Genomic DNA, 25,882 nt, shown 5'->3' on the forward strand with positions numbered 1-25,882 from the left:
CAGGAGTAAGACGATGAGGGTTCGCACCCTTGCGGTGGCGCTGCTGGCCGGCGGCCTCGCCCTGACCGCGTGCGGCAAGGAGGGGACCCCGGGCGGGTCGACCCCGGCCCCGACGCAGCAGGTCGCCACCGACGTGAAGGTGGACGGCTCGGAGACGTTCAAGAAGATCCAGGCCCGCGGCAAGGTCGTCATCGGCGTCAAGGAGGACCAGCCGGGCCTGGGCTACAAGGACCCGACCAGCGGCAAGTACAGCGGCTTCGACGTCGAGATCGCGAAGCTGATCGCCGCCAAGCTCGGCTACGGCGACGACAAGATCGAGTACAAGGCGATCGCCTCCGCCGGTCGCGAGCAGGCGCTGATCAACGGTGACGTCGACTACTACGTCGGCACCTACACCATCAACGACAAGCGCAAGCAGCAGGTCTCCTTCGCCGGCCCGTACTTCACCGCCGGCCAGGACCTCCTGGTGAAGAAGACCGACAACTCCATCACCGGCCCGGAGACCCTCAAGGGCAAGAAGGTCTGCTCGGTCACCGGCTCGACGCCGATCCAGAAGGTCAAGAACGAGGGCCTGACCGAGGCGTCGAACATCGTCGAGCTGCAGAACTACTCGCAGTGCGTGCAGCAGCTGGAGCAGGGCGCGGTCGACGCGGTCACCACCGACGACGCGATCCTCAAGGGCTACGCGGCCCAGCAGCCCGACGTGTTCAAGGTCGTCGGCAAGCCGTTCTCCAAGGAGCCCTACGGCATCGGCCTGGCCAAGGACGACAAGGCCCTGCGCACCAAGGTGAACGACATCCTGGAGGAGGCCATCACCGGCGGCCAGTGGGAGAGCATCTACAACGCGACCCTCGGCAAGTCCGGCTCGCCGGCCACCAAGCCGGTGCTTGAGCGGTACTGACCTCCCGGTGGTCGCCCCGCCCCTGCGCGGCGGGGCGACCACACCCCCGACCCCACTAGCCGAGGAAGACGATGGACGTCCTGCTCGACAACCTCGACCTGTACGGGCCGGGGTTCCTCAACACCATTGAGCTGTTCCTGATCGCCGCGGTCGGGTCGCTGGTGTTGGGCACGGTCCTGGCGATGCTGCGCGTCTCGCCGGTCCCCATCTTCCGCGTGGCCGGCGCGCTTTACGTCACGATCGTGCGCAACACCCCGTTGACGCTGGTGTTCTTCTTCTTCGCCTTCGCGTTCCCGCTGCTCAAGATCGTGGACGCGGAGACGTTCGGCGGCTCGGCGTCGCGCTACTACTTCACCGCCGCGCTGATCGCCCTGATCCTCTACACCTCCGCGTTCGTGTGCGAGGTGGTCCGCTCGGGCATCAACACCGTGCCGGTGGGCCAGGCGGAGGCGTCCCGCGCGCTGGGCCTGACCTTCGGCCAGATGCTCGGCTCGGTGGTCCTGCCGCAGGCCACCCGCGCGGTCGTGCCGCCGATGATGAGCACCATGATCGCGTTGTTGAAGAACACCACGATCGCGGCCGGTTTCTCGGTGTTCCAGGCGGGTTCCATCAGCGCCAACCTGGCCGAGCGCGGCGAGAGCCAGCTCATCGGCCTCGCGTGGGTGGCGCTGTTCTTCGTCGTCCTCGTGATCCCCATGACCCTGCTGCAGCGCAGCCTTGAGAAGCGGTGGAGCGTCGCCCGATGAGCGCCTCGGTCCTCTTCGACGTCCCCGGCCCGAGGGCTCGCCTGCGGTACCGCCTCTACGCGGTGCTCGGCGGGATCGTCCTGGCCGCCGGGCTCGCCTTCGTGATCTACCGGTTCGCCGACAGCGGCCAGTTCTCCGCGCAGAAGTGGTCGTGGCTGGAGTACGAGCAGGTGCAGTTGCGCCTGCTGTCGGCGCTGGGCAACACGCTCAAGGCCTTCGTGGTCGGCGCGATCCTGGCCATGCTGTTCGGCGCGATCTTCGCGGCCGGCCAGCTCTCCGACCACAAGCTCATCCGGGTGCCGTCGCTGGTGGTCGTGGAGTTCTTCCGCGCGGTCCCGCTCGTGGTCCTCATCTTCATCTCCCACTACGGCTTCGGCGTCGGCGCGTCGCTGGACTCGTGGGTGGGCGGCCTGACCGGCCTGACCATGGGTGGCGCGTTCTACTCGGTCGTGATCGGCCTGACCCTCTACAACGGCTCGGTGCTGGCCGAGGTGTTCCGGGCGGGCGTGCTGTCGCTGCCCCGGGGGCAGAGCGAGGCGGCGTACGCCCTGGGCATGCGCAAGACGCAGGTGATGAACCTGGTGCTGCTGCCGCAGGCGGTCCGGGCGATGCTGCCGGCCATCATCAGCCAGTTGGTGGTGCTGCTGAAGGACTCGGCGCTCGGCTTCATCATCGAGTACGAGGAGCTGCTGCGCGAGGCCCGCTACCTGGGCGGCATCTTCGAGTTCGGCCGGCCGCTGGTGCCCATCACGATCGTGGTGGCCGCCGTCTACATCGCGATGTGCCTGCTGCTGACGTGGCTGGCGAACACGCTGGAGAAGCGCAACCGGCGCAACAAGAAGGTCGTGGAGATCGAGGCCAAGCCCGCCGAGGACGTGGTCGCGGCGGCCGTCTGACCGCAGGCGTGGGGAAGGGGCGGGACCCGCGCGGGTCCCGCCCCTTCCGCGTGTGGTCAGGTGTGCCGGAGCAACGCGCCCACGCCCTCCCACAGGCGGGCCTCGTCGGTGATCACGACCTCCGCGCCGGTGACGCCGGCCGCCGTCGTCAGCACCTCGTCGGCCGGTTGCCGCTCGACGTGGTCCACGCCGAGCGCGCGCAGGTCGGACTCCCGGACCGCGACCTGGGCCGGGTCGTCGCCCGCGAACACCATCCGGTCGCCCAGCGGGGTGCGGTTGGCGATCAGGAGCGCGGCGACGTTGGCCTCGCGCAGGGCCGCCACGACCTTCTCCATGCCCTGCACCGCGAGACCGCCGTCCCGGTTGGACTCGGCGGTGAAGCGCTCGACCACCTCGTGCTCCCGGCTGTAGCGGTGCTGGGCGACCAGGGAGCGGACGGCGGCGTCGAACGCCTCGTCGTCGGCTCCGTCGGCCAGGCTCGCGCCCTCGACCTCCACCAGGACGTCGCGGCAGCGTTGGCTCAGTTCCTCGCGGACGGCGGCACGGGCCTGGACCTCGCCGCCCAGGATGAGCAGCGGGGCGTTCAACCCCTCGACCAGGGTCTCGGCGGCCTCGGCCACGCGGGCCGCGTTGCGCTGGGCGGTCTCCTCGACCGCGTTCTGCATGCGCTTGTGGGACCACCCGCCGCCGCCGACCTTGTGCAGCGGGTGCTGGTCGCCGCGCACCTCCGTCGACGTCTCCACCCGCCCGTCGTGGGCGTGCAGGTCCGCGCCGGCCCGGTCGGCGACCACCACCACGTGCGGCACCTGCGGTTCGATGAGGCTCGCCAGCGGCAGCAGGTTCGGGCGGCGGGACCAGCGGGCCGAGTCGGCGGCCGGTGGTCGCGGCAGCGGCCGGTCGAGCAGGAGCCGCCCGCCGGCGGCGATGAGCGCCCGGCCGGCCTTGCCCACGGCGGGCTCCCGGGCCGCCGCGTCCATCGCGCGCAGGGTCTCCTCGTCCGCGCCCTGTCGCGCCAGGTCGTCGCGCAGCCCGCGCCAGCGCAGCTCCAGCGCTTTGGCCGCGTCCTCCGTGTCGTGCGAGGCGTCCAGGTAGACCGAAGCGAACGGTCCGCGCTCCCGGAGCACCTCTCCCAAGGTGGACATGTCCATGGGTGTCGGCTACCCGCTGCACCACCGCGTAACCTCGGTGTCATGGCCGACGAACGCGGTGCGCCGGCGAAGGCGCAGCAAGGAGCCGTGGACCACCTGCTCAAGGTCGGCATCGAGGGCTTCGGCCCGTTCAAAGGCGCCCACGCGATGGCGTCCGACCTGCTCGACCGCGGCCTGACCAGGGACGAGGCGGTCCGCAACCTGATCCGCACGCACGTCGCCGCCGCGGGCATCCAGGGGTTCGCCACCAACATCGGCGGGCTCATCACCCTCCCGGTGACGCTGCCCGCCAACGTCGCCGCCGCCTACCTGGTCCAAACGCACCTGGTCGCCTCGATCGCCGCCGTCTACGGCCACGACCTGGAAAGCGACGAGGTGCGCACGGCGATCCTGGTGTGCCTGCTGGGCAACGCCGGCACCGAGGTGCTCAAGAAGGCGGGCATCAAGGTGGGCGCGAAGCTCACGATGAACCTGATCGAGCGAATCCCGGCGCAGCTCATCCGGGAGATCAACAAGCGGGTCGGGTTCACGCTGCTGGCCAAGTACGGCACGTCGAAGGGCGCGATCACGCTGGCCAAGGGCGTCCCGCTGGTGGGTGGCGTGATCGGCGGCGGGTTCGACGCGGTGACCACGCGGGCGGTGGGCGGTTTCGCGCGGCGGTTCTTCGCCGAGCGCGCCGAGGTGCCGTTCGTGGTGGAGGGCCGGGTCGTGGAGGGCGCGGTCGTCGAGGGTGAGGTCGTCGAGGAGCGGCGCGCCGAGCTGGAGTGATTGGCCCAAGTTCTCGGGTCGGTCGTGGCACTTCTCGTGGGCCAATCGTCCGCTTAGCGTCGTCGGCATGGGAACGACTAAGCGGCTCGCGCTGGCGCAGGCGGTCAACTCGGTGGGCGACGGCGCGTTCTACGTGTCGTCCGCGCTGTTCTTCACGCGGGTCGTCGGCCTGTCCGTCGCGCAGGTCGGGTTCGCGCTGACGCTGGCCTGGGCGGTCGGCGCGGTGGCCGGCGTCCCGCTGGGGCAGTTCGCCGACCGGTTCGGGGCGCGGCGGACCGCGGTCGCGCTGGCCGTGGTGACGGCGGTCGCGTTGGCGTTGTTCCTCGTGGCGCGGTCGCTGCCGGCGTTCCTGGCGGTGGCGTGCCTCTACACGTCCGGGCAGAGCGGGTCGCAGGCCGCGCGGCAGGCGTTGCTGGCCGGGCTGGTCGAGCCGGAGCGGCGGACGCGGGTGCGGGCGGTGCTCCAGTCCGTGCTCAACGCCGGGCTCGCGGTCGGCGCGGGACTGGGCGCGGTCGCGCTGCACCTGGACACCCCCGCCGCGTACCTGGCCGTGTTCGCGGTGGACGCCGCCGGGTTCGTGGTCGCCGCGCTGGTGCTGCTCGGCCTGCCGGAGGTGGTGGTCCGGGTGTCCGGGCCGAAGCGGGCGGGGGTGCTGCGGGACCGGCCGTACGCGGTGGTGGCGCTGTTGAACGCGGTCGTCCTGCTCTACATGCCGATGCTCAGCCTGGTCGTTCCACTGTGGATCGTGCAGCGGACGGACGCGCCCGCGTGGGTGGTCGGCGCGTTGTTCGTGCTCAACACCGGCGCGGTCGTGGTGGGTCAGGTGCGGTTGGCGCGCGGGGTCACGGACCTGCGCACGGCGGTGCGGTCGGTGCGGCGGGGCGGTGTGCTGCTGCTGGTCTCGTGCGGGGTGTTCGCGCTGTCGGAGGGGCGCGGCGCGGGGGTCGCGGTGGCGGTGCTGGTGGTCGCGGCGGCCGTGCAGGTGGTGGGGGAGATGCTGCACGGCGCGGGGTCGTGGGAGATCGGGTTCGGGTTGGCGCCGGCGGACAAGCAGGGGCAGTACCAGGGGTTCTACGGCACGGGCACGGCCGTGGCGCGGACGGTCGGGCCGCTGCTGCTGACCACGCTGGTGCTGGGCGGCGGCGCGGTGGGGTGGCTCGTGCTGGGCGGGCTGTTCCTGGCCGCCGCGCTGGCGATGGGCCCGGCGGTGCGGGTTGCCGCGCTGCGCGGTGATCTTGATCGCGGAAACAAATCCTTGGCATCCGCGCACGGGACGCGCTAACGTCATCGGCATGTTCTTCCAGATCTGAGGTTTCTCCTCCTCCGCGCCGCACGCGAGGCCTCGCGCCCGTGCCGAGCGCTTCTCTTCCTGGTGGCCCTAGCGGCTCTGTGACGACCTTTCGCGGTCGTATGCCTTTGCACGCCTCGAATTCGGATGAGGAGGCGGTCGCATGCCCACCATGCGCACTGAACAACACCACGACGCCCTGCCGACCAACCGGAAGGCCCGTCGTGCCCAGGGCGCGGCCCAGCCGCGCTTCGGCGGGGGGCGGCTCGTCGTCGCCAACCCGCGCCAGTACGCCATGCGGCGTCGCTGACCAGCGACAACGCCACACCGAGGGGATTCGACCGATGATCGACCGCAACGACGTCCCGGCCGAGGGCGAGCAGCCCGAGCAGGAGCCGGAGCACGTGCCCAACCGCCGCGAACGCCGCGGCCACGCCCAGAAGAACGCGGGCGTGAACAAGATCCCCGGCCGGCCGCAGCAGGCGAACTTCGTCGGGCGCAGGCTCTTCCGCCGCAACGGCGGCTGAGCGCGCCGCGGCCTGCGGCCCCCGATGTCCATTGTGGCATCGGGGGCCGACAGTTCCCCGCGCGGAACGGCCATTCGGCACCGCCGGCACCGCGCTCATCACGCGGTGCCGGCGGTGTGCTCGCATTTCCTTCTTCCTTTGTGCCGCGCGGAATTCGTCTAGGCTCGTGGCGTCATGAGCGCACAGCGGGTGAGCCCGGTCCTGGTGGGTCGGGCGGAGGAGGTCGCGCGGCTGGGCGAGGCGTTCGCCGGCGCGCCCGCGACCGTGCTGCTCGGCGGTGAGGCGGGGGTCGGGAAGTCCCGGCTGGTGGCGGAGTTCGTCGCCGGGCTGGACGCGCGCGTGCTGGTCGGCGGGTGCGTCGAGCTGGACGGGTTGCCGTTCGCGCCGTTCGTGGCCGCCCTGCGCGGGATCGGGTTGGGCGAGCGGGAACGGGCCGACCTCGCGCCGCTGGTGCCGGGGCTCGAACCGCGCCCGGGCGACGAGGCGCGGCCTCGGCTGTTCGAGGGCGTGTTGGCGCTGCTGGCGCGGCTGTCCGAGCACCGGCCGGTGGTGCTGGTCGTGGAGGACGCGCACTGGGCCGACCGGTCCAGCCGTGACCTGCTGGACTTCCTGGTGCGCAACCAGCGCGCGGTGCCGCGGTCGTTGATCGTGGTGACCCACCGGACCGACGAGACGAGCCGTCCGCTGCGCGCGGTGCTGGCCGAACTCGGGCGGCTGCCGTGGGTGCGGTCGCTCGGGCTGGGGCGGTTGTCCGCCGCGGACGTGCGGCGGCAGGTGCGCGAGATCCTCGGCGACGAGCCCGATCCGGAGCACGCGCGCACGGTCTTCCGACGCAGCGCGGGCAACCCGCTGTTCGTGGAGGCCCTGCTGGACGGGTCCGCCGGGCGGTCGTTGGCCGAGCTGCTGCTGGGGCGGGTGGACCGCCTGGGTCCGGACGCGGTCGCGATCGTGCGGGCCGCCGCGGTCGGCGGTGCGCGGGTCTCCCACGCGGTGCTCAGCGAAGTCGTGGACACGACCGCCATCCGGTCCACTGTGGACGGTGGTGTGCTCGTCGTGGACGGCGACGGGTACGCGTTCCGGCACGCCCTGATCCGCGACGCCGTGTGCGCGGACCTCCTGCCCGGCGAACGGGCGGACCTGCACGCCCGCTACGCGCGTGCCCTGCCCGGGGACGCCGCCGCCGAACTCACCCACCACCGCCACGCCGCCGGCGACCTGACCGGCGCCGTCGAAGCCGCGTGGCGCGCGGCCGACACCGCCCGCCGCGCCCTGGCCTACGCCGAGCAGTTGGCGATGCTGGAACGGGTCCTGGCGCTGTGGGAGCACGCCGGGCACCTGGGCGTCGACCGGAGCACCGTGCTGGAGAACGCGGGCGAGGCCGCGTGGCGGGCCGGCGAGGACACCCGGGGCGTCGAGCTGACCACGGAACTGCTGGCGTCGCTCGACCTCGACGCCGAACGCGTCCGGTACGCGGCGGTCCTGGAGCAGCGCGCCCGCATGCTGGCCCGCCTGGGCCGCCCGGAAGCCTTGGACGACCACCGCCGCGCGGTGGACACCGTGCCCGAGGGCCACGCGATCCGCGGCTACCTGCTCAACTCGCTGGCCGGCCGCCTGATGGAGGTGCCGGCGCCGGAGGAGGCCCGCGCCGCCGCCGAACGGGCCCTGGCCGCCTCGCACCACGCGGGCGACGACCCGTCCGAGGCCGCCGCCCTGATCACCCTGGCCGTGCTGGACGCCCGCGAAGGCGACCTGGACGCCCAGCTGCCGCGCCTGGCCAGGGCGGCGGCGATCGCCGAATCCGTCGCCGCGCACCAGATCCGGCTGCGCGCCCTGCGCTGGGAGTCGTCCCTGACGGAGGCGTTCGGCAGGCTGGAGCGGGCGGAGGCCCTGGCCCGCCACGGCCTGCGCACCGCCCGCGAACTGGGTCTGGCGAGATCGGCCGGCGTGGAGCACGCGGTGGCGCTGGCGATGGCCCAGGTGGCGGCCGGCAAGTGGGACGAGGCGGTGGACTGCGTCGACCACGCCCTCGACCACGCGCCACCCCCGAACCACCACGCCCACCTGCTGTGCCTGAGGGGTTACGTGGACCTGCACCGCGGCGACCCGGACCGCGCGGAGTGGGCCGTGACCCGCGCCCACGACCTGGTCGGCTCGGGCTTCAGCCAAGACCCGCTGCTGCTCACCCGCCTGACCGCCGAGATCCGCCTGGCCCAGGGCCGCGACCCCGCCGACGTCCTGCTGCCCGCCCTGCGCCTGCCCCACCTGGCCCACGCGTCCCGCTTCGCCTGGCCCCTGCTGGTGATCGCCCGCCGCGCCCGCCTTGTCGGTACCCCGTGGGACGATCTTGTCGGTACCCCGTGGGACGATGGAGACGGGGGCCGGAGGCCGCTGCCGGTCGTCGGGCCGGTGCAGCGGGCGTGGTCGCTGACCTTCCACGGCTCACCCGAGGCGGTCCCCGCGTGGGAGGCCCTCGACCAGCCCTTCCACCTCGCCTCCGCCCTCCTCGACCACGCCGCTCAGGACCCCAGGGCCCGCGCCGACCACCTCCGCCGCGCCGTCACGCTGGCCGAAGCCCTCGGGGCCGAACCCCTGCGCGCCCGTGCCGCCGACCTCGCGCGCCGCGCCCACGTGACCCTGACCGGCGAAGGCGCCGCCAAGCGCGACTCCTTCGGCCTGACCGCCCGCGAGGTGGAGATCCTGCGGCTGGTCACCGACGGCCTGGCCAACCGGGAGATCGCCGAACGCCTGTTCATCTCGGCGAAGACCGCGAGCGTGCACGTGTCGAACATCCTCGGCAAGCTCGGCGTGGCCAACCGCGTCGAGGCCGCCGCCACGGCACACCGACTGGGGCTGTTCGAATAGGGCTGTTGCCCGATGTGCCGCCGGACGCCTTAGACCGACCGTCGTGGGCATGACGATCACGATCCTGGGCATCGCGGGCAGCCTGCGCGGCGAGTCGTTCAACCGCAGGCTCCTCGCCGCCGCCCGCCACGAGCTGCCGCCCGGCGCGGAACTGGCCGTGTGGGACGACCTGGCCGCCGTGCCCCCGTTCGACGAGGACGCCGAGGAGGCGCCGGGCGAAGCCGTCACCGGGCTGCGCAAGGCCGTCGCCGAAACGCGTGCGGTGCTCATCGCCACTCCCGAGTACAACAACTCCCTTCCCGGACAGCTGAAAAACGCACTCGATTGGGCGTCCCGCCCGTACGGCGCCGGTGTGCTGACCGGCAAGCCCGCCGGGGTGATCGGGGCGAGCCCGGGTCCGCGCGGCGCGGTCACCGCGCAGGCCGACGCCCGCCGCGTGCTGGCCGCCGCGGGCGCGCTGGTGGTGCCCGGCGAAGTCGCGGTGGGGGACGCGGTCCGCCGGTTCGACGAGCGCGGCCGGCTGCTCGACCACGACCTGCGGACCGCGTTGGCCGACCTGCTGAAGGCGCTGGTGGGCGCATGACCCGCTGGGGCGCCGTGCTGGCGGTGGCGCTGTCGGTGGTGCTCGCCGCGCTGGACCTGACCGCCGTCGTGGTGGCGTTGCCGGTGATGGGGGAGGACCTGGGCGCGGGGCCGACCGTGACCCAGTGGGTGCTGCACGCCTACAACCTGCCGATGGTCGCGTTGAGCATCCCGGCCGGACGCTGGCTGGACCGCGCCGGGCACCGGCCCGCGTTCCTGCTGTCGGTCGTCGGGTTCGGGGTGGCCAGCCTGGCGATCGCGCTGGCCCCGACGGCCGGGCTGGTGCTGGCGGGCCGGGCGGTGCAGGGCCTGTTCAGCGCGTTGATCGGCGCGGTGACCATGCCGGTGATCGGCGCGGCGGTCCACCCGCGGCACCGGGGGCGGGCGATGAGCCTGGTGCTGACGCTGATCCCGGTGAGCGGGGTGGCGGGGCCGGCGCTGGGCGGGGTGCTGACCGACACGTTCGGCTGGCGGTCGGTGTTCCTGATCAACGTGCCGGTGGTGCTGGTGGCGGTGCTGGTGGGGCTGCGGACGATCCCGCGCTCGGAGCGGGGGCTGCCGTGGCCGGGCCGGCGCCTGCTGCTGGAGGCGGCGGTCGTCGGCGTCGGGGCGACGGCGCTGTTCGTGCACGTCTACCTGGCGCCGGTGGCGGTGCTGGCGCTCGTGGTGTGGCTGCGGCTGCCGGAGGCGCGGCCGGTGCGGGACATGCTCCGCCGGCCCCGGCTGGGGCCGGCGCTGGCGGCGATGCCGTTGATCATCGTGGGCATAGCGGCGCTGAACTTCGTCGTGCCCTACCTGATCGCCGACCGGCCCGCGGTGGTGATCGGGCTCGCGGTGCTGTCGATGTCGGCGGGCATGGCCGTGTTCTCACCGGTCGCGGGCGTGCTGGCGGACCGGTTCGGCGCGGTGCCGGTCGCGGCGGTCGGGGCGGTGGTCGCCCTGGTCGGCACGGCGCTGCTGCTGCCCGTGGACGCCACGACCCCGACCGCCGACCTGGTCTGGCGGCTGGCGGTGCTCGGCGTCGGCCACGGCCTGTTCGCCGGCCCGAACGCCGCCGCGATCCTCGCCGAGACCCCGCCGGACCTGGTCGGCACGTCCGGCGGCCTGACCTCCCTGCTGCGCACCCTCGGGTTCTCCGCCGGGCCGGCGCTCGGCGCGGCGATCGGAGCGTTCACCCCCACGGTCGTGGCGTTGCTGGTGGTCACGGCGCTGGGCATCACCGCGTCGGCCGCACAACTGCGGTGGTCCCATCGGGCGGATGATCTGCCGCTGGAGCGCCGGGCGAACTAGCCTGAGGTGGGTAGCACCGGATCTGGCCGGGATCAGGGAGGCGCCACATGAGGATCGCTGACGTCCTGCGGACCAAGGGCTCGGCCGTCGCGACGGTCGGGACCAGAGCGACGGTGGCGGAGCTGGTGGCCGCCCTCGCCGAGCACAACGTGGGCGCGATGGTCGTCGTCGGACCGGACGGCATCGCGGGGATCGTGTCCGAACGGGACGTCGTGCGCAGGCTGCACGACCGCGGCCCGGCGCTGCTGGACTCGCCGGTCGAGGACATCATGACGCCCGAGGTGTTCACCTGCTCCCCGAAGGACTCGGTGGAGAGCCTGTCGGTGCTGATGACCGAACGCCGCATCCGGCACGTGCCGGTGGTGGCCGACGGTGGGCTGGTCGGCATCGTCAGCATCGGTGACGTGGTGAAGAGCCGGATCAGCCAACTCGAAGAAGACCAGGACCAGCTCACGGCCTACATCGTCCAGGGCTGACCGACCGGCGGCGTCGCGTCCCGCGTGACGCCGCCGGTCGCGTGCGGTGGGCGTGCGGGGGCGTCGTGTGGCGCCGCTAGTCGCGGGTGCGGTGGTAGTGGCGGCTGACGCGGGCCCGGTTGCCGCACGACGGTTTGCACCACTGCTGCTTGGGGTGGGTGCGCACGAAGTAGCGGATGCAGCGCGGGGACGGGCACGCGCGCAGGTCGTCGCGCTCGGTGCCCGCCAGGAGTTCGATCGCGGCCGTGGCCAGGTCGGCCAGGAGGCGGTCGCCGGGCGCGGCCGTGTCCACGTGGTGCAGCGTCGGCGGGGTGCCCCACCGCAGTTGGGCGGCCCTCGGGGCGGCGGCCGCGGCGGCGTTGACCGTGCGCAGGGCCTCGTCCAGCGGGCGCAGGTACGGGGTGTCGATGCGGGTGCCGGCCTCCGCCGCGTGCGCGAACAGGGAGCGGACGGCCCACCTCAGGTCGGTGACCGCGCGCAGCAACTCTTCCGTGGCGGGCACGCCCGACCACGCTTCGAGTGCCTCCACCGACGACAGGGTGTCGTCCAGTCCGCCGTGGCCGTCGTGCCGGACCGTGGCGGCGAACTCCAGCGCGCGGTTCATCCTCCCCATCCTAATGGACTTCAGCGGCCTCACCCGCTAGGTTGCCTAACGGTTGAAGCCATCGATCCCATTAGGGGGAACCGTGACGATCACTGGGGACGCGCTCGACGCGCACCGCCGGCTCGCCGTGCTGGTCGCCGACCTGACCGACGACCGGGTCCGCGAACCGTCCGTGCTGCCCGGCTGGACGCGCGGGCACGTGCTGGCGCACATCGCGGGCGTCACGGAAGCCATGGCCCGGCAGGCCGAGAACGAGGGCCTCAAGTTGGAGCCCTACCCCGGTGGCCGGGCGGCCCGGGACGCGGCGATCGAGGAGCGGGCCGGGCGGTCGGCGGCGGAGCACCGGGCGGCGATCGCGGCGGCCGTCACGCGGCTGGAGGAGGCCTGGGCCGGCGTCCGCGACTGGTCGACGCCCGTGGCCTACCGCGACGGCACGCTGGAGGACACCGCGCACGCCGTGTGGCGGGAGGTCGAGATCCACGCGTTCGACCTCGGCCTCGGGCCGGTCACCTTCTCGCCCGCGTTCTGCGAGCACGCCGTGGACTTCCTGGCCGCTCGGGTCCCCGACGGCGTCCGCCTGACCCTGGTGTCGCCCGGTCGCGAGTGGACGATCGGGGCGGGCGAGCCGCACGAGCTGCGCGGCGAGGCGACCGACCTGGTGGTGTGGCTGGCCGGGCGCGAGCCGCTGGGCGAGGTCAGCGGGACGCGACCGGCGCTGGACCCGTGGCCGTAGGAGCCCCGGCGTCCCCGCGCCGCCCACCACGTCAGGCGGCGGGCGGATCGGGGAGCAACTCCAGGTCCCGGATGGCGCGGACCCGGGTGATCAGCACCGCCTGCACCACCAGGCCCGCCACGGCGATCCACAGCGCGGTGCGGTGGTCGAAGAGGCCCGCCAGCAGGCCGCCCAGCGGCGCGCCCACCACGATCATGGCCCGGTTCAAGGAGCGGATCGTGGCGTTCATCCGACCCTGGAGGTGGTCGGGCGTGATGGCCTGCCGGTAGGCCATCTCCGGCGGGCTGCCCGCGCCCACGCCGAAGCCCCACACGAGCTGCGCGGCCGACAGCAGGACCAGCCCGGTCACGGTCGAGTCCGCGAACGGGACCAGCGCGTAGGCCACCGGCGTCGACCACTGGCCCAGCAAGATCACCCGCCCCGGACCGCCCAGCGGCACCGCCAACCGGTTGGACAGCGACGCGCCGACGACCGTGCCGACCCCGCCCACCGCGAACGCGATGCCCAGCTCGAACGCCGAGAACCCCAGCACCTCGTACCCGAACACCAGGAACACCGTCGCCGCCAGCCCGGCGAACAGGAACCACATGTGCCCGGTGACCGCCATCGGCCGCAGCACCGGGTGCCGGTACACCCACGCCAGCCCTTCGCGCAGCTCGCGCCGCAGGTTCCGGCGTTCGGGCGGCACGACCTCCTCCTTGACGCGGATGGTGGCCAGCACCAGGCCCGACAGCAGGTAGGACACCGCGTCCACGAGGATCGCCAGCGGCGCGCCGACGGCCGTGACCAGCACGCCCGCCAGGGTCGGCCCGGCCGTCTGCGCCGTCGCCCGGGTCTGCTCCATGCGGGCGTTGGCGGTGGTCAGCCAGGTCGCCGGCACGAGCTTCGGCAGGAACGACTGGTGCGCCGCGTCGTACCCCAGCGACAGCGTCCCGAACACCGCGACCAGCGCGAACAGCACCGGCAGGGTCAGCGCGCCGACCGCGTGCAGCACCGGCGCCAGGCCCAGCACGGCGAAGCGCGCCAGGTCCGCGCCGACCAGGATCGGCCACCGCCGGTACCGGTCCACCACGACGCCCGCCAGCAGGCCGAACAGCAGGTACGGCACCCACGGCATGGCCCGCAGCAGCCCCACCTCGAACTCTGACGCGGCCAGGTCGTCCATCGCCAGGACGGCCAGCGCCAGCGTCGTGATGTGCGTGCCGACCAGCGACACCGTGTCGGCGGCCCAGAACCGCAGGAATGCTCTTGTCAACTCGCCCCCTCAGGCCACAAGCTTGCCGGACCGCCGCGTGGTTTCGTGGCGGAAGGAGACGACGTGGCACCGACCCGTCGTTCAGTGCTGGCAGGCATCGCGGCGTCGCCGCTGCTCATCGGGGGTGGAGTGGCGCACGCGGCCACGTGGCGGCGCAAGTGGTCCGCTCAGGGCGGCTTGAGCGCGTTCGAGAGCATCGAGGACGACCGCGCGGACTCGCACCCCGGCGTCCAGCACATCTACACGCAGGGCAGCGACTACCGGTTCGACATGCACACGGTGGACCGCGACACGTCCACCGACCGGCAGCGCAACGAGGTCGCGGGCATGCGCACCAACGGCGCGAACGTCAACCTCTACCAGGGCGAGACGTGGCGCTTCACGTACTCGATGTTCATCCCCGGCTCGTTGCAGGCGACGACCACGTTCACGCACATCATGCAGACCAAGATGCCCGGTGTCGGGTCCGCGCCCGTCACCGTGATGTCGTTGCGCCGCACCAACGGCGTGCAGAAGATCGAGTTCAAGGTGGTCGAGGGCAACGTGCTGGTCGGCAACACCGACCTGGCGCCGCTGCACGACAGGTGGATCGACACTTCGGTGGAGATCCGCGTCGGCGACGGCACGTCCGGCCGCGTCCGGTGGGTGGTGCGCAGCGGCGGCACGACCGTGCTGGACAAGACCCGCACCGGCGTGGACACCTGGCTGGGCGACCGGTTGCGCCCGAAGTGGGGCATCTACCGGTCGTTGGGCGACACCTCCGGGTCGCTGAAGAACTGCCACCTGCTGCTGCGGAACCTGGCGGCGGATAAGTTCGAGTGATGCTGCACGAGATCGCCGAGGCCACCCGCCGGCTGTTCGACCTGCTGGACGAGGGGCAGCGCGCGGCGGCGGTGCGGGACGTCACCGACGACGACCTGCGCCGCAGCTGGGCCTACACGCCCGGACCACGTCCCGGGCTGGTCCTCGGCGATCTCGACCGCGCCCAGCGCAAGGCCGTGCACGGGCTGTTGGCCTGCGTGCTCAGCCCGCACGCCTACGCGCAGGCGGCGGCGGTGATGGCGTTGGAGGACGTGCTGGACGACCGCGAGGCCGGGCGGCGCGACCGGCACCAGGGCGACTACTGGACCGTCCTGCTCGGCGAACCGGGCTCGGACGAGCCGTGGGGCTGGCGCGTCGAGGGGCACCACCTGTCGGTGAGCGTGGTGGTGGCCGACGGGCGCGTGTCGGCGACGCCGTTCTTCCTGGGCGCGAACCCGGCGCGGGTGACTTACCGGGGCCGGACCGTCGCGCAGCCCCTGCGGCTGGAGGAGGAACTCGCCCGCGAACTGCTCGACCGCATGGGCCGCACGGCCCGCGGCCTCGCCGTCGTGTCCGACCGCCCGCCACCCGACCTCTACACGGGCAACTCGCCGCACGTCGGCGACATCGAGCCGCAGGGCGTCACGCCGGCGCAGCTGGACCGGGCGTCCCGGGGCCTGCTGGTCGGGCTGGTGCGCTACTACCTCGACCGCCTGCACAGCGACCTGGCCGACGAGGAGTTCGACCAGCTCGACCTGGAGCGCCTGCACTTCGCGTGGCAGGGCTCGGCGTCGCGCGGCGCCGGCCACTACTACCGCGTGCAGGGGCCGGACCTGCTCATCGAGTACGACAACACGGCCAACGACGCCAACCACGCGCACTCGGTGTGGCGCAGGCGGTCCGGCGACTTCGGCGACGACCTGCTGGCCGCGCACCGGGCGGCGGTGAGGCACGAGTGACGCCGGAGGAGGCGGTCGCCGGACAGGAGCGGCTGCGGTCTTTCGTGCGTGCGGAGACCGATCCGGGGTTCACCGTGCGGCACGTCGCCGGGCTCGACGTCGCCTACGCCGACGACGACCGGGTGGTCGGGGCAGTCGTGGTGCTCGACGCGGCGACGCTGGAGACCGTGGACACGGCGGTGGTGGCCGGTGTCGCCGACTTCCCGTACGTGCCGGGGCTGTTCGCCTTCCGCGAGCTGCCGACGTTGCTGGCCGCGCTGGACCGGTTGACCGTGCGGCCGGACCTGCTGGTGTGCGACGGGCAGGGCTTGGCGCATCCCCGGCGGTTCGGGTTGGCCTGCCACATCGGGGTGCTGACCGACCTGCCCAGCGTCGGGGTGGCCAAGACGCCGATGGGCACGTTCGACCTGCCCTCGGACGAGCGCGGCGCGTGGACCGACCTGGTGGACGACGGCGAGGTGGTGGGCCGGGCGTTGCGGACGCGGACCGGGGTGAAGCCGGTGTTCGTGTCCGTGGGGCACCGGATCGACCTGGACCGGGCGTGCGCCGAGGTGTTGCGGCTGTGCGAGGTGCGGTTGCCGGAGACCACGCGGCGGGCGGACGCCCTGGGGCGGGCTCACCTGAGGTAGGCCAGCTCCGGGTGGCGGTCGAGGTAGGTGTCCAGGAGGCTCTTCGCGGTCTTGGTGGAGTCCACGAGCGGGTGCAGGCCGAACGCCGCGAGCGCGGCCGGGTAGGTGCCTTCGAGGACCAGCCGGTCGATCGCCTTGACCGTCTGCACCAGACCGGCGGCGTGACCGGGCAACGGGCTGACCGCGTTCGGCCGCGCACCGCCCTGGTCAACCGTGCACGGCACCTCAACGACCGCCTCGGAGTCCACTGTGGACAAGGTGCCTCGGTTGCGGACGTTGAGGATCAGGTCGGCACGCTCGTCGTTGGCGATGGCGCGCATGAGCATCAAGGCGACATGCTCGTACCCGCCGCCTTCCAACGAGTCGCGCTCCTGCTTCATGTAGGTGGCTTCCCGTTCGAGCCGGGTGGTCTCCCAGTCGACTTCACCGTTGTAGAAGCGCTGTTGCTGCGCCAGCAGAAACGCGCCCCGGTCGTCACCCAGGGCGTCACGCGTGTCGTAGTAGTAGTGCAGGTACTCGTTGGGAATGACCCCCAACGCCCGCAACCACTCGGACCCGAACAGTCGCCCTTCCTCGAACGACCGCAACGCGTCGTCGTCGGCCAACAGGCGGGGCAACAGGTCCTCCCGCTCGACGTGCACGCCTTGCAACCAACCGAGGTGGTTCAGCCCGGCGTAGTCGAACCGGGCGTCCTCGACGCCCAACGCCCGCGCCACCCGCCGGCACAGGCCGTAGGGGGAGTCGCAGATCCCGATCACCCGGTCACCGAGGTGCGCGGCCATCGCCTCGGTCACCAGCCCGGCGGGGTTGGTGAAGTTGACGACCCACGCCTGCGGCGCGACCTCGGCGACCCGCCGGGCGATCTCCCGCGCCACCGGAACGGTCCGCAACCCGTAAGCGATCCCGCCCGCGCCGACGGTCTCCTGCCCCAACACCCCGTGCGCGTGCGCGACCTGCTCGTCGATCGCCCGCCCGGCCAACCCGCCGACCCGGATCGCGGAGAACACGAAGTCCGCACCCCGCAACGCCTCGTCCAGATCGGTCGTCGCCGACACGCGCGGCCCGGAACTGTCGGTACCGCGTGGGACGATGGAACCGGGGGCCGGAGGCCGCCCCAACACCTCCCGCACCCGGGCCAGCCGCGCCGCGTCCACGTCGTGCAGCACCAACTCGTCCACGAGACCGTCGCCCACCAGCGCCCGGTGCACCAGAGGCACCCGGAACCCGCCACCGCCCAGGACCACGAGCCTCACAGCGCACATCCTGCCTCGCCGAGCAACCCGATGAACGCCCGGGTGAGCGGGTCCGGCTCCTTGTGGCCGTACGCGACCAGCGTGCGCCGCACCGGCGGGTCCACCCGCAGCACCACCCCGTCGAACCGCTCCGGCAGCACGTTGCGCGGCACCAGCGCCGGCCCCAGGCCCGCCGCCGCCAGCACGGGCGCCGCCGCCGTCTGCTCGGTCCGCACCGCCGCCCACGGCTGGAACCCGCGCTCCCGGCACGCCGCGTCCACCAGGTCCGCGAGCCCGTTGCCCGGCGCGTAGTGCACCCAGCCCTCGTCGGCGAACACCCGCAGGTCCACCGGCGAGGTCAACCCGCTGTCCGCCGGCACCACGACCACGAACTCCTCCACCCCGAGCGGGTGGGTGAACCCCGGCCAGCCCGGCGGCTCCGGCCCGATCGCCACGTCCGCCTGCCCCTCGGTCATCGCCTCGCGCAACTCGTCGGTGTGCCGGTGCTCGAACAGCCTGATCCGCACGTCCGGGTGCCGCGCCCGCCACGCCCGCAACACCGGCGGCAGCACGCCCAGCGTCAACGAGTACAGCGTGGCCACGTGCAGCTCGCCGCACTCCAGGCCGCCGGCCCGCCGCGCCGCCGTCAACGCCCGCTCGGCGTCGGCGAGCGCCTGCCGCGCGAACGGCAGCCACGCGCGACCCGCCGGCGTGAGCCGCACCGTGCGCGGCAGCCGGTCCAGCAACGGCGTGCCCACCGCCTTCTCCAACGCCCTGATCTGGTGCGACAGCGCCGGCTGGGTGACGTGCAGCAGCTCGGCGGCCCGCGTGAAGGACCCTTCGTCCACGACCGTCACCAGGTACTCGAACTGCCGCAGAGTCATGAACGCAGTTTATATCGACCAGTAGATCTATGCCTTGGACTTATGGGTGACACCCGCGCACGATCGGATCATGGCACTGAACGACCAAGCCCGCGCCGTCCTCGACAAGACCGCCGGCGCGGCACCCCTGGAGACCCTCACCGCGTTCGAAGCGCGCCAGGCCGGCCTCGGGTACCTGGAACTCCAGGGGCCCAAGGAGCCGGCTCGGGTGGAGCACCTCTTCATCCCCGGCCCGACCGCCGACCTGCCCGCCCGCGTCTACTACCCGGAGACCGGCGAAGGTCCCTTCCCCGGCATCGTGTTCCTGCACGGCAGCGGGTTCGTCATCCTCAACCTGGAGGTCTACGACGTGGCCCTGCGCGCCCTGGCCAACGCCACCGGGCACGCCGTCCTCGCCGTCAACTACCAGAAGGCCCCGGAACACCCGTTCCCCGTGCCGCTGGACGACTGCCGCGCCGCCACCGAGTGGTTCCTGGACCACGCGGAGGAGTTGAACGTCGAGAGCCTCGGCATCATGGGCGACAGCGCGGGCGGCACCCTGGCGGCCGTGCTCGCGCACGAGTTCAAGGACCGCCTCAAGTTCCAGGTCCTGGTCTACCCGCCGCTGGACACCGACTTCGAGACCGAGTCCTACGTGGACAACGCCCGCGGCTTCGGTCTGGAGCGCGAAGGCATGCGCTGGTTCTGGCGGCAGTACCTGGGCGACCGCGAGGCCACCGCCGAAGCCGCCCCGCTGCGCGCCACCGACTTCACCGGCCTGCCGCCCACGTTCGTCGCCACCGCCGAGCACGACCCGGTCCGCACGGACGGCGAGCGGTACGCGCGCGAGCTCCAAGCGGCCGGCGTCCCGGTGCGGCTGCGCGGGTTCACGGGCACGATCCACGCGTTCCTGCTGATGGACGGCGTGCTGGACGAGTACCGCGTGCTGCTGGCGGAACTGGCCGACTGGCTGGGGGAGCGGTAGCGATGCCCCTCGCACTCGTCGCGCTGGCCATCGGCGCGTTCGGCATCGGCACCACCGAGTTCGTCATCGTCGGGCTGCTGCCGCAGGTGGCGGCCGACCTCCAGGTGTCCATCCCGGCCGCCGGCCTGCTGGTGTCGGGGTACGCGCTGAGCGTCGTCGTGGGCGCTCCGCTGATCACGGCGTTGGGCTCGCGGGTGCCGCGCAAGCGTTTGCTCGTCGGGCTGATGGTGTTGTTCATCCTCGGCAACCTGCTGTGCGCGGTGGCCGACAGCTACCCGTTGCTGATGCTCGGGCGGGTCGTGGCGGCGTTGTGCCACGGGGCGTTCTTCGGCGTGGGCGCGGTGGTGGCGTCCGGGTTGGTCGCGCCGGACCGGCAGGCGCGGGCGATCGCGCTGATGTTCACCGGCCTGACCGTGGCCAACGTGCTGGGCGTGCCGATGGGCACCGCGTTGGGGCAGGAGTTCGGCTGGCGGTCCACGTTCTGGGCGGTGACCGCGCTGGGCGTGGTGGGTCTGGTCGGCATCCTGGTGCTGGTCCCGCCGCAGCCGGCGTCGGACGGGTTGCGCGGTGAGCTGGAGGTGTTCCGCCGGCCGGGGGTGTGGCTGGCGCTGGGCACGACGGCGCTCGGGTTCGGGGCGGTGTTCGCGTCCTTCACCTACATCGCGCCGATGATGACCGAGGTCGCCGGGTTCTCGCCGGGCGCGGTGACGTGGCTGCTGGTGCTGTTCGGGGCCGGGCTGTGCGTGGGCAACGTGCTCGGCGGCCGGGCGGCGGACCGCAGCCTGATGCCCAGCCTGTACGCGATCCTGGCCGTGCTGGCGGTGGTGCTGGCGGTGTTCGTGTTCACCGCGCAGTCGCAGGTGCTGGGCGCGGTGACCATCGGCCTGCTGGGCGTGGCCGGGTTCGCGACCGTGGCCCCGTTGCAGAGCCGGGTGCTCCAGCAGGCCGAGGGCGCGCCCGCGTTGGCCTCGGCGGCGAACATCGCCGCGTTCAACCTGGGCAACGCGGCGGGCGCGTGGCTGGGCGGCGTCGCCATCGACGCCGGGTTCGGCTACACCGCGCCGAACTGGGTCGCCGCGCTGATGGCGGTGGCGGCGCTGGGCGTGGCGGTGGCGGGCGGCCGGGTCAGGACCCCTGTTCCACTGCGGTGATCGCGGCGAGGAGTTCGGCCTTGAGCTCCGGGGAGGCGAAGCCGGCGTGCACGCCCGCGCGGGCGAGGTCGGCCAGCTCGCTCCGGCCCAGGCCGAACCGCTCGTGGCACAGCAGGTACTCGGCGTTGAGGTCGGTGTGGAACATGCCGGGGTCGTCGGTGGCGAGGGTCACCGGCACCCCGGCTTCCAGCAGCCGGGGCAGCGGGTGGTCCTCGATCCGGCCCACGGCGGCGGTGCGCAGGTTCGACGTCGGGCACACCTCCAGCACGATCCCGTTGTCGCGCAGGTGGGCCAGCAGCTCCGGGTCGCGCACGGCGGCGGTGCCGTGGCCGATCCGCTCCGCGCCCAGGTCGCGCAGGGCCTCCCAGATCTGGTCCGGACCGGTCGTCTCGCCCGCGTGCGGCACGCTGCGCAGCCCGGCGTCCCGGGCGATGGCGAACGCCTCCCGGAACGCCCGGCGCGGCGCGTCGGACTCGGCGCCGCCCAGGCCGAACCCGACCGTGCCCGGCGGGCGGTGGTCGACGGCGTAGCGGGCGCTGGTCACCCCGAAGTCCCGATCCCACGTGCCGGGAACGTCGAACACCCACGCCAGTTCGACGCCGTGCTTCGCCCACGCCTCCGCCCGGCTCGACGTCAGCGCCTCGTCCAGCTCGTCGGGCGCGATGCCGGCCCGCAGGTGGCTGGTCGCGCTGACGGTCACCTCGGCGTAGCGGACGTTGCGCCGCGCCTGCTCCTCGGCCAGCCCGACCACCAGGGCGGCCACGTCGTCGCCGGTGGTCACCAGGTCGTTGACCTTGGCGTACACGTCGATGAAGTGGGTGAAGTCGGTGAACTCGTAGAACGCGCGCAGGTCGGCCTCGTCGGTGGGCACGCCCCGGTGCGGGTGCCTGCGGGCCAGGGTGAGGACGGTGTCGGGGGAGGCTGACCCGACGAGGTGGACGTGCAGCTCCACCTTGGGCAGCGCGGCGATGAATTCACGCATGGCCCGGGCGAGTCTGCACACCCGGTCGGCGCTGGTCAAGCCGCCGATCGTCGGGTGTCGCGTGGTTGTCCACAGTGGACTTGACGCCTACTTGACACGTCTTGCGCCTCAGGGGAAAGGTCTGCGCAAAACCTGTCGTGGACATGATGGGGGAACTGCCGTGAAGGGTGTTCGGAGAGCCGCGGTGCTCGCGGCTCTGGTGACGCTGCCCCTGGGAACGCTGCCCGTGGTCGCTTCGGCCGCGGAAGGCCCGGTCTTCAAGGACGGCGAGGCGCAACCCGTCTTCGACCCGAAGGACGTGGTCAAGGAGAGCGTGTGGGTCCGCGCGCCGGTCGACAGCGACCGAGACGGGCGGGACGACGAGGTCTACACCGAGGTGGTGCGCCAGAAGGCCACCGACCGGGGGCTGAAGGTCCCCGTGGTGTTCTTCAACAGCCCGTACTTCTCCGGCGGCAACGACGTGGCCAACCACAACGTCGACGTCGAGCTGTACGTGCCCAACCGGCACGGCGGCTACGACAAGCGGGACGGGTCGCTGCTCAAGGCGCAGGCGGACGAGCGCATCGCCGCCGCGGTCGGGCCCAACGCCGGTCCCATCCGGTCGGGCCGGTACGAGGACTACTTCATCTCGCGCGGCTTCGCGATGGTGTACGCGGAGTCGTTGGGCACCGGCAAGTCGTCGGGCTGCCCGACCTCGGGTGGGGTCAACGAGACCATCGGGTCCAAGGCGGTCGTGGACTGGCTCAACGGCCGTGCGACGGCCCGCAACGCCGCCGGCGCGGACGTGAAGGCGACCTGGACCACCGGCAACACCGCGATGATGGGCGTGTCCTACAACGGGACCCTGCCCAACGCCGTGGCGTCCACCGGTGTCGAGGGCCTGAAGGCGATCGTGCCGATCGCGGCGATCTCCAGCTGGTACGACTACTACCGCGCCGACGGCGCCGTGGTGGCGCCCGGGACGTTCCAGGGCGAAGACCTCGACGTGCTCGCGGAGTACGTCTACACGCGGGCCGACCGCGAGATCTGCAAGCCGGTGATCGCCGAGATCGCCCGCAAGCAGGACCGCGTGACCGGCGACTACAGCGCGTTCTGGGACGAGCGGAACTACGTCAAGGACGCCGCCAAGGTCAAGGCCGCGGTGCTCGCCGTGCACGGCCTGAGCGACTGGAACGTCAAGGTCAAGCACGTGCACCAGTGGTACGAGGCGCTGAAGAAGCACGGCGTCGAGCACAAGATCTGGCTGCACCAGTCCGGGCACACCGACCCCGACACGCTGCGCTCGGCCGAGTGGCGGCGCACGATCAACCGGTGGTTCTCGCACTACCTGTACGGCATCGACAACGGCATCGAGAAGGAGCCGAAGTCGACCATCCAGCGCGAGGACAAGTCGTGGGTGGACGAGGCCGAGTGGCCCGCTCCGGGCACCGCGTCGGCGCGGCTGTTCCCGTGGGCCGGCGGTTCGGCCAAGGGGGCGCTGCGGTCGGAGTCCGTCCCGGGGCACGCGGTGGTGGAATCGCTGCGCGACGACTCGTCCAAGCTCGCCGACGACCTGGTGGACCTGTCCAGTTCCGGTAACCGCCTGTCGTACGCGACGTCTCAAACGGCGACCGATCTGCGCCTTTCGGGTGTCGCGCGGGTGAACCTGGCGATCTCGTTCGACCGGCCGGCGGCCAACGTGACCGCGCTGCTGGTGGACCGCGCGCCGGACGGCACGAGCCACATCATCACCCGCGGGTGGACCGACCCGCAGAACCGGGTGAGCCCGTCCCGGACCAAGCCCATCGCCCCTGGTCACACGTACCGGGTGGAGGTGGAGCTGGAGCCGCAGGACTACGTGGTGAAGGCCGGTCACAAGGTCGAGTTCGTGCTGCTGTCCAGCGACTACGACTACACCTTGCGGCCCAAGCCGGGTGCGGGGCTGTCGATCGACCTGACGGCGACCTCGGTGGAACTCCCCGTGGTCGGCGGGCGGGAGGCGTTGCGCCGTTCGGTTGGTTAGGAAGTAATTCACGAACTGTCTAGCTGGTGAGTCTTCCACTTGACGGCTGGGCGTGGTCCGATCACCACACCCAGTCGTCAAGGAGGTTGGCAGATGCGCCGCGTCTTAGTCACCGCCCTCGTCGCGCCGCTCTTCGGCCTCGCCCTCACCGCGGGCGAGGCCGTGGCGGCTCCGGCCTTCCAGTTGCCGTTCCCGTGCGGGCAGGTCTGGGAGGGGCAGACCCGGACCAACCACAGCCCGCCCAACTCGATCGACTTCAACCGTTCCGGTGATGACGGTGACCCGGTCGTGGCGTCCGCGGGCGGCACCGTGACCAGGGTGGCGAACGAGGGCAGCGTCAGCTACGGCCGGTGGATCGAGATCGACCACGGCAGCGGGTGGCGGACCCGGTACGCGCACCTGTCCGCGCAGCGGGTGTCCGTGGGGCAGACCGTGCGGATCGGGCAGCAGATCGGCAACGTCGGCTCGACCGGCGGTTCCACCGGGCCGCACCTGCACTACGAGCAGCGGCTCAACGGTGCGGACGTGAAGATCGTGTTCAACGGCTCCCAGGCGTACTACTGGGGGACGCGCAGCTACACCAGCCGCAACTCGTGCAGCGGGGCGACCGGGACGGTCAACACCAGCGGCTCGTCGCTGACCGTCCGGTCGGGGCCGGGCACGAACTACGCGTCCGTCGGTTCGGTGGCGGACGGCGCCACGGTGACCATCCGGTGCCAGGCGGTGGGCGAGTCGATCACCGGGACGTACGGCACCACCAACCTGTGGGACCACATCGGTTCGGGCTACATCTCGGACGCTTACGTCTACACCGGCTCTGACGGCCGAGTAGCCCCAGACTGCTGACCCTTCACTCCCTCTAAGCCGCCCCGGCACTCTGAACACGCCGGGGCGGCTTAGCTTTGCGCAGCATTTGCTTCCTCCACCCCTTTGCGACCGCTCCCGTGGCCCTTTCGTGGTCCCTTTCGGGTGACAAGCCGAAGTTGTCCACAGGCCAATCCTCCCTCCTCGCTTTCCGGTTTCCGGCCGGCCAGAGTCGATCACATGACGACTTCAGTGAACTTGGCCGGCGATGTCCGTTCCCCGGGCGAATTGATCGCAGCACTGCCCCACCTGATCGGTTTCCACCCGACCGACTCGGTCGTGCTGGTGGTCCTGGTCGGCCAGGCGGTGGAACAAACCCTGCGCGCCGACATACCCCCACCGCACGACGACCGCAGGGTCGCCCGCCACCTGGCCGCGCCGCTGTTGCAGTACCCGAACCGCCGCCGGGTGGTCGCCTTCGTGGTGGGCGGCGGCAGCGGCGACCCACCCGAACGACTGCCCCGCGAACACCTGGTAGCGCACGTGGAAGCCGCGCTGGCCTACGTGGGTGTGCCGGTGGCGTGCGCGATCTGGACCCCGGCCACCGCCTGCGACGCCCCGTGGTTCAACTACCACGACCTGGGCGACGAGGGCACCGTCCCGGACCCGTCCGCCACGCCCCTGGCCGCGCTCGCCGTGTCCCGCGGCATGATCACCTACCCCGACCGCGAAACCCTGGCCAACACCCTGACCCCGGACCCGGAACCCGCCCTGACCCGCCGCTCCGCCGCCCTGGACCGCCTGGTGGCCGAAGCGGAGGCGACTTCCTACGACGACCCGGCCACGTCCCTGCGCCACCGGGCGCTGGTCCAGGCGGAGGTGGTGCGGGCGGGAACCCGGAAACGCCCGCTGACCGACTCCGAGGTGGCGGCCCTGGCGTTCGCCCTGTCCGACCTGCTGGTCCGCGACGCCAGCCTGGCGTACGCCGTGGGCGAGCACGCGCGGTCGGCGGAGGCACTGTGGGCGGAACTGACCCGAGCCACACCGTTGCCGGAACGCGCCGAGCCGGCGACCCTGCTCGCTTTCTCGGCGTACATCAGAGGAGACGGGGCTTATGCGGCAATAGCCTTGGACAGGGCCCAGGAGGCGCAACCGGGCCACCGCCTGGCCCGCCTCCTGAGAATGGCGCTGGACAACGGAATGCCACCCGGCACAGTCCGCCAACTGGCAGAACGAGCAGCCGACCTGCCCTTCCCCGAGCGCATCTGACACCGGGCAGGGAACCGCCGAAATCGCACAACCGCCGGTCGCACAACCGCCGGTCGCCCACCCACGGCCGCCCCCACCGCCACGCCGCCGTCACCACAGGCGGCCGGCTCGGCGGTTGGCGTGGCCTGG

26 protein-coding genes are annotated in these 25,882 nt (G+C 72.4%); 20 read left to right on the plus strand and 6 right to left on the minus strand.

Annotation, left to right across the window (positions count from 1 at the left end):
* The first annotated feature begins 13 nt into the window (after window positions 1-13).
* The 3 genes from ABD126_RS24275 (at window position 14) to ABD126_RS24285 (ending at window position 2,543) form a co-directional block, all read left to right on the plus strand.
* A complete protein-coding gene (locus ABD126_RS24275; RefSeq protein ID WP_343936192.1) occupies window positions 14-901 on the plus strand; it encodes a glutamate ABC transporter substrate-binding protein in 888 nt (295 codons plus the stop codon).
* A gap of 71 nt (window positions 902-972) precedes the next feature.
* Complete coding sequence (locus ABD126_RS24280; RefSeq protein WP_343936193.1) at window positions 973-1,647, plus strand: amino acid ABC transporter permease; 675 nt, start codon at window positions 973-975, stop codon at window positions 1,645-1,647.
* On the plus strand, window positions 1,644-2,543 hold the full coding sequence (locus tag ABD126_RS24285; protein ID WP_343936194.1) for an amino acid ABC transporter permease: 900 nt from the start codon (window positions 1,644-1,646) through the stop codon (window positions 2,541-2,543). Before ABD126_RS24280 ends, ABD126_RS24285 begins: the two co-directional genes overlap by 4 nt.
* A 56-nt stretch (window positions 2,544-2,599) precedes the next feature.
* Here ABD126_RS24285 and ABD126_RS24290 read toward each other — a convergent pair whose 3' ends face one another.
* Window positions 2,600-3,685, minus strand: a complete 1,086-nt coding sequence (locus ABD126_RS24290; protein ID WP_343936195.1) for an Rv2629 family ribosome hibernation factor — start codon at window positions 3,683-3,685, stop codon at window positions 2,600-2,602.
* A 48-nt stretch (window positions 3,686-3,733) separates the two neighbouring features.
* Between ABD126_RS24290 and ABD126_RS24295 the strand changes: the two genes are divergently transcribed.
* The 8 genes from ABD126_RS24295 (at window position 3,734) to ABD126_RS24330 (ending at window position 11,484) form a co-directional block, all read left to right on the plus strand.
* Window positions 3,734-4,459, plus strand: a complete 726-nt coding sequence (locus ABD126_RS24295; protein WP_343936196.1) for an EcsC family protein — start codon at window positions 3,734-3,736, stop codon at window positions 4,457-4,459.
* Between the two features lie 67 nt (window positions 4,460-4,526).
* Window positions 4,527-5,741 (plus strand): MFS transporter, encoded by a 1,215-nt coding sequence (locus ABD126_RS24300; RefSeq protein WP_343936197.1) that lies wholly within the window; start codon window positions 4,527-4,529, stop codon window positions 5,739-5,741.
* Between the two features lie 178 nt (window positions 5,742-5,919).
* The gene (locus tag ABD126_RS24305) at window positions 5,920-6,057 is read left to right on the plus strand and encodes a hypothetical protein (protein WP_343936198.1); all 138 of its coding nucleotides are present in this window, start codon (window positions 5,920-5,922) and stop codon (window positions 6,055-6,057) included.
* Between the two features lie 34 nt (window positions 6,058-6,091).
* Window positions 6,092-6,274 (plus strand): hypothetical protein, encoded by a 183-nt coding sequence (locus ABD126_RS24310; protein ID WP_343936199.1) that lies wholly within the window; start codon window positions 6,092-6,094, stop codon window positions 6,272-6,274.
* A gap of 174 nt (window positions 6,275-6,448) precedes the next feature.
* Window positions 6,449-9,136: a helix-turn-helix transcriptional regulator gene (locus ABD126_RS24315; protein ID WP_343936200.1), complete on the plus strand. Its 2,688-nt coding sequence runs from the start codon at window positions 6,449-6,451 to the stop codon at window positions 9,134-9,136.
* A gap of 49 nt (window positions 9,137-9,185) precedes the next feature.
* A complete protein-coding gene (locus ABD126_RS24320; RefSeq protein ID WP_343936201.1) occupies window positions 9,186-9,719 on the plus strand; it encodes an NADPH-dependent FMN reductase in 534 nt (177 codons plus the stop codon).
* Complete coding sequence (locus ABD126_RS24325) at window positions 9,716-11,008, plus strand: MFS transporter (RefSeq protein ID WP_343936202.1); 1,293 nt, start codon at window positions 9,716-9,718, stop codon at window positions 11,006-11,008. Before ABD126_RS24320 ends, ABD126_RS24325 begins: the two co-directional genes overlap by 4 nt.
* A gap of 47 nt (window positions 11,009-11,055) precedes the next feature.
* Window positions 11,056-11,484 (plus strand): CBS domain-containing protein, encoded by a 429-nt coding sequence (locus ABD126_RS24330; RefSeq protein ID WP_343936203.1) that lies wholly within the window; start codon window positions 11,056-11,058, stop codon window positions 11,482-11,484.
* Window positions 11,485-11,560: 76 nt separating this feature from the next.
* Here the strand turns inward: ABD126_RS24330 and ABD126_RS24335 are convergent, their stop codons facing one another.
* Window positions 11,561-12,088: a CGNR zinc finger domain-containing protein gene (locus ABD126_RS24335; protein WP_343936204.1), complete on the minus strand. Its 528-nt coding sequence runs from the start codon at window positions 12,086-12,088 to the stop codon at window positions 11,561-11,563.
* 82 nt (window positions 12,089-12,170) lie between these two features.
* On the opposite strand from ABD126_RS24335, the gene ABD126_RS24340 reads away from it, so the two are divergent.
* Window positions 12,171-12,821: a maleylpyruvate isomerase family mycothiol-dependent enzyme gene (locus ABD126_RS24340; RefSeq protein ID WP_343936205.1), complete on the plus strand. Its 651-nt coding sequence runs from the start codon at window positions 12,171-12,173 to the stop codon at window positions 12,819-12,821.
* A 31-nt stretch (window positions 12,822-12,852) separates the two neighbouring features.
* Here the strand turns inward: ABD126_RS24340 and ABD126_RS24345 are convergent, their stop codons facing one another.
* Window positions 12,853-14,076: an MFS transporter gene (locus ABD126_RS24345; RefSeq protein WP_343936206.1), complete on the minus strand. Its 1,224-nt coding sequence runs from the start codon at window positions 14,074-14,076 to the stop codon at window positions 12,853-12,855.
* A gap of 63 nt (window positions 14,077-14,139) precedes the next feature.
* On the opposite strand from ABD126_RS24345, the gene ABD126_RS24350 reads away from it, so the two are divergent.
* Genes ABD126_RS24350 through ABD126_RS24360 form a run of 3 tightly spaced genes read left to right on the plus strand, consistent with a single transcriptional unit; the run spans window position 14,140 to window position 16,465 of the window.
* Entirely contained in the window at window positions 14,140-14,898 is a 759-nt protein-coding gene (locus tag ABD126_RS24350; RefSeq protein WP_343936207.1) for a Tat pathway signal sequence domain protein, read from the plus strand.
* Complete coding sequence (locus ABD126_RS24355; protein ID WP_343936208.1) at window positions 14,898-15,836, plus strand: DUF3500 domain-containing protein; 939 nt, start codon at window positions 14,898-14,900, stop codon at window positions 15,834-15,836. The genes ABD126_RS24350 and ABD126_RS24355 overlap by 1 nt, the downstream gene beginning before the upstream one ends.
* Complete coding sequence (locus ABD126_RS24360; RefSeq protein WP_343936209.1) at window positions 15,833-16,465, plus strand: endonuclease V; 633 nt, start codon at window positions 15,833-15,835, stop codon at window positions 16,463-16,465. Before ABD126_RS24355 ends, ABD126_RS24360 begins: the two co-directional genes overlap by 4 nt.
* Here the strand turns inward: ABD126_RS24360 and ABD126_RS24365 are convergent.
* Together ABD126_RS24365 and ABD126_RS24370 are read right to left on the minus strand one after the other, a co-directional pair.
* Complete coding sequence (locus tag ABD126_RS24365; RefSeq protein ID WP_343936210.1) at window positions 16,453-17,718, minus strand: 6-phospho-beta-glucosidase; 1,266 nt, start codon at window positions 17,716-17,718, stop codon at window positions 16,453-16,455. The two genes, ABD126_RS24360 and ABD126_RS24365, sit on opposite strands and share 13 nt — an antisense overlap.
* Entirely contained in the window at window positions 17,715-18,581 is an 867-nt protein-coding gene (locus tag ABD126_RS24370) for a LysR family transcriptional regulator (RefSeq protein ID WP_343936211.1), read from the minus strand. The genes ABD126_RS24365 and ABD126_RS24370 overlap by 4 nt, the downstream gene beginning before the upstream one ends.
* A 70-nt stretch (window positions 18,582-18,651) precedes the next feature.
* Here ABD126_RS24370 and ABD126_RS24375 point away from each other — a divergent pair, with 70 nt between their 5' ends.
* Together ABD126_RS24375 and ABD126_RS24380 are read left to right on the plus strand one after the other, a co-directional pair.
* The gene (locus tag ABD126_RS24375; protein WP_343936212.1) at window positions 18,652-19,545 is read left to right on the plus strand and encodes an alpha/beta hydrolase; all 894 of its coding nucleotides are present in this window, start codon (window positions 18,652-18,654) and stop codon (window positions 19,543-19,545) included.
* Window positions 19,546-19,547: 2 nt separating this feature from the next.
* Window positions 19,548-20,696: an MFS transporter gene (locus tag ABD126_RS24380; RefSeq protein WP_343936213.1), complete on the plus strand. Its 1,149-nt coding sequence runs from the start codon at window positions 19,548-19,550 to the stop codon at window positions 20,694-20,696.
* On the opposite strand, the gene add is transcribed toward ABD126_RS24380, so the two are convergent.
* A complete protein-coding gene (add, locus tag ABD126_RS24385) occupies window positions 20,671-21,678 on the minus strand; it encodes an adenosine deaminase (RefSeq protein ID WP_343936214.1) in 1,008 nt (335 codons plus the stop codon). The two genes, ABD126_RS24380 and add, sit on opposite strands and share 26 nt — an antisense overlap.
* Window positions 21,679-21,838: 160 nt before the next feature.
* Here add and ABD126_RS24390 point away from each other — a divergent pair, with 160 nt between their 5' ends.
* The 3 genes from ABD126_RS24390 to ABD126_RS24400 all read left to right on the plus strand — a co-directional run bounded on the left by ABD126_RS24390 (window position 21,839) and on the right by ABD126_RS24400 (window position 25,753).
* Window positions 21,839-23,680, plus strand: coding sequence for a Xaa-Pro dipeptidyl-peptidase (locus ABD126_RS24390; RefSeq protein ID WP_343936215.1), 1,842 nt, complete (start codon window positions 21,839-21,841; stop codon window positions 23,678-23,680).
* Between the two features lie 93 nt (window positions 23,681-23,773).
* A complete protein-coding gene (locus ABD126_RS24395; protein WP_343936216.1) occupies window positions 23,774-24,526 on the plus strand; it encodes a peptidoglycan DD-metalloendopeptidase family protein in 753 nt (250 codons plus the stop codon).
* Between the two features lie 198 nt (window positions 24,527-24,724).
* On the plus strand, window positions 24,725-25,753 hold the full coding sequence (locus ABD126_RS24400) for a DUF4192 domain-containing protein (protein ID WP_343936217.1): 1,029 nt from the start codon (window positions 24,725-24,727) through the stop codon (window positions 25,751-25,753).
* The last annotated feature ends 129 nt before the right edge of the window (window positions 25,754-25,882 follow it).

Source organism: Saccharothrix mutabilis subsp. mutabilis, from assembly GCF_039521145.1.
GTDB classification, from domain to species: Bacteria; Actinomycetota; Actinomycetes; order Mycobacteriales; family Pseudonocardiaceae; genus Actinosynnema; species Actinosynnema mutabilis.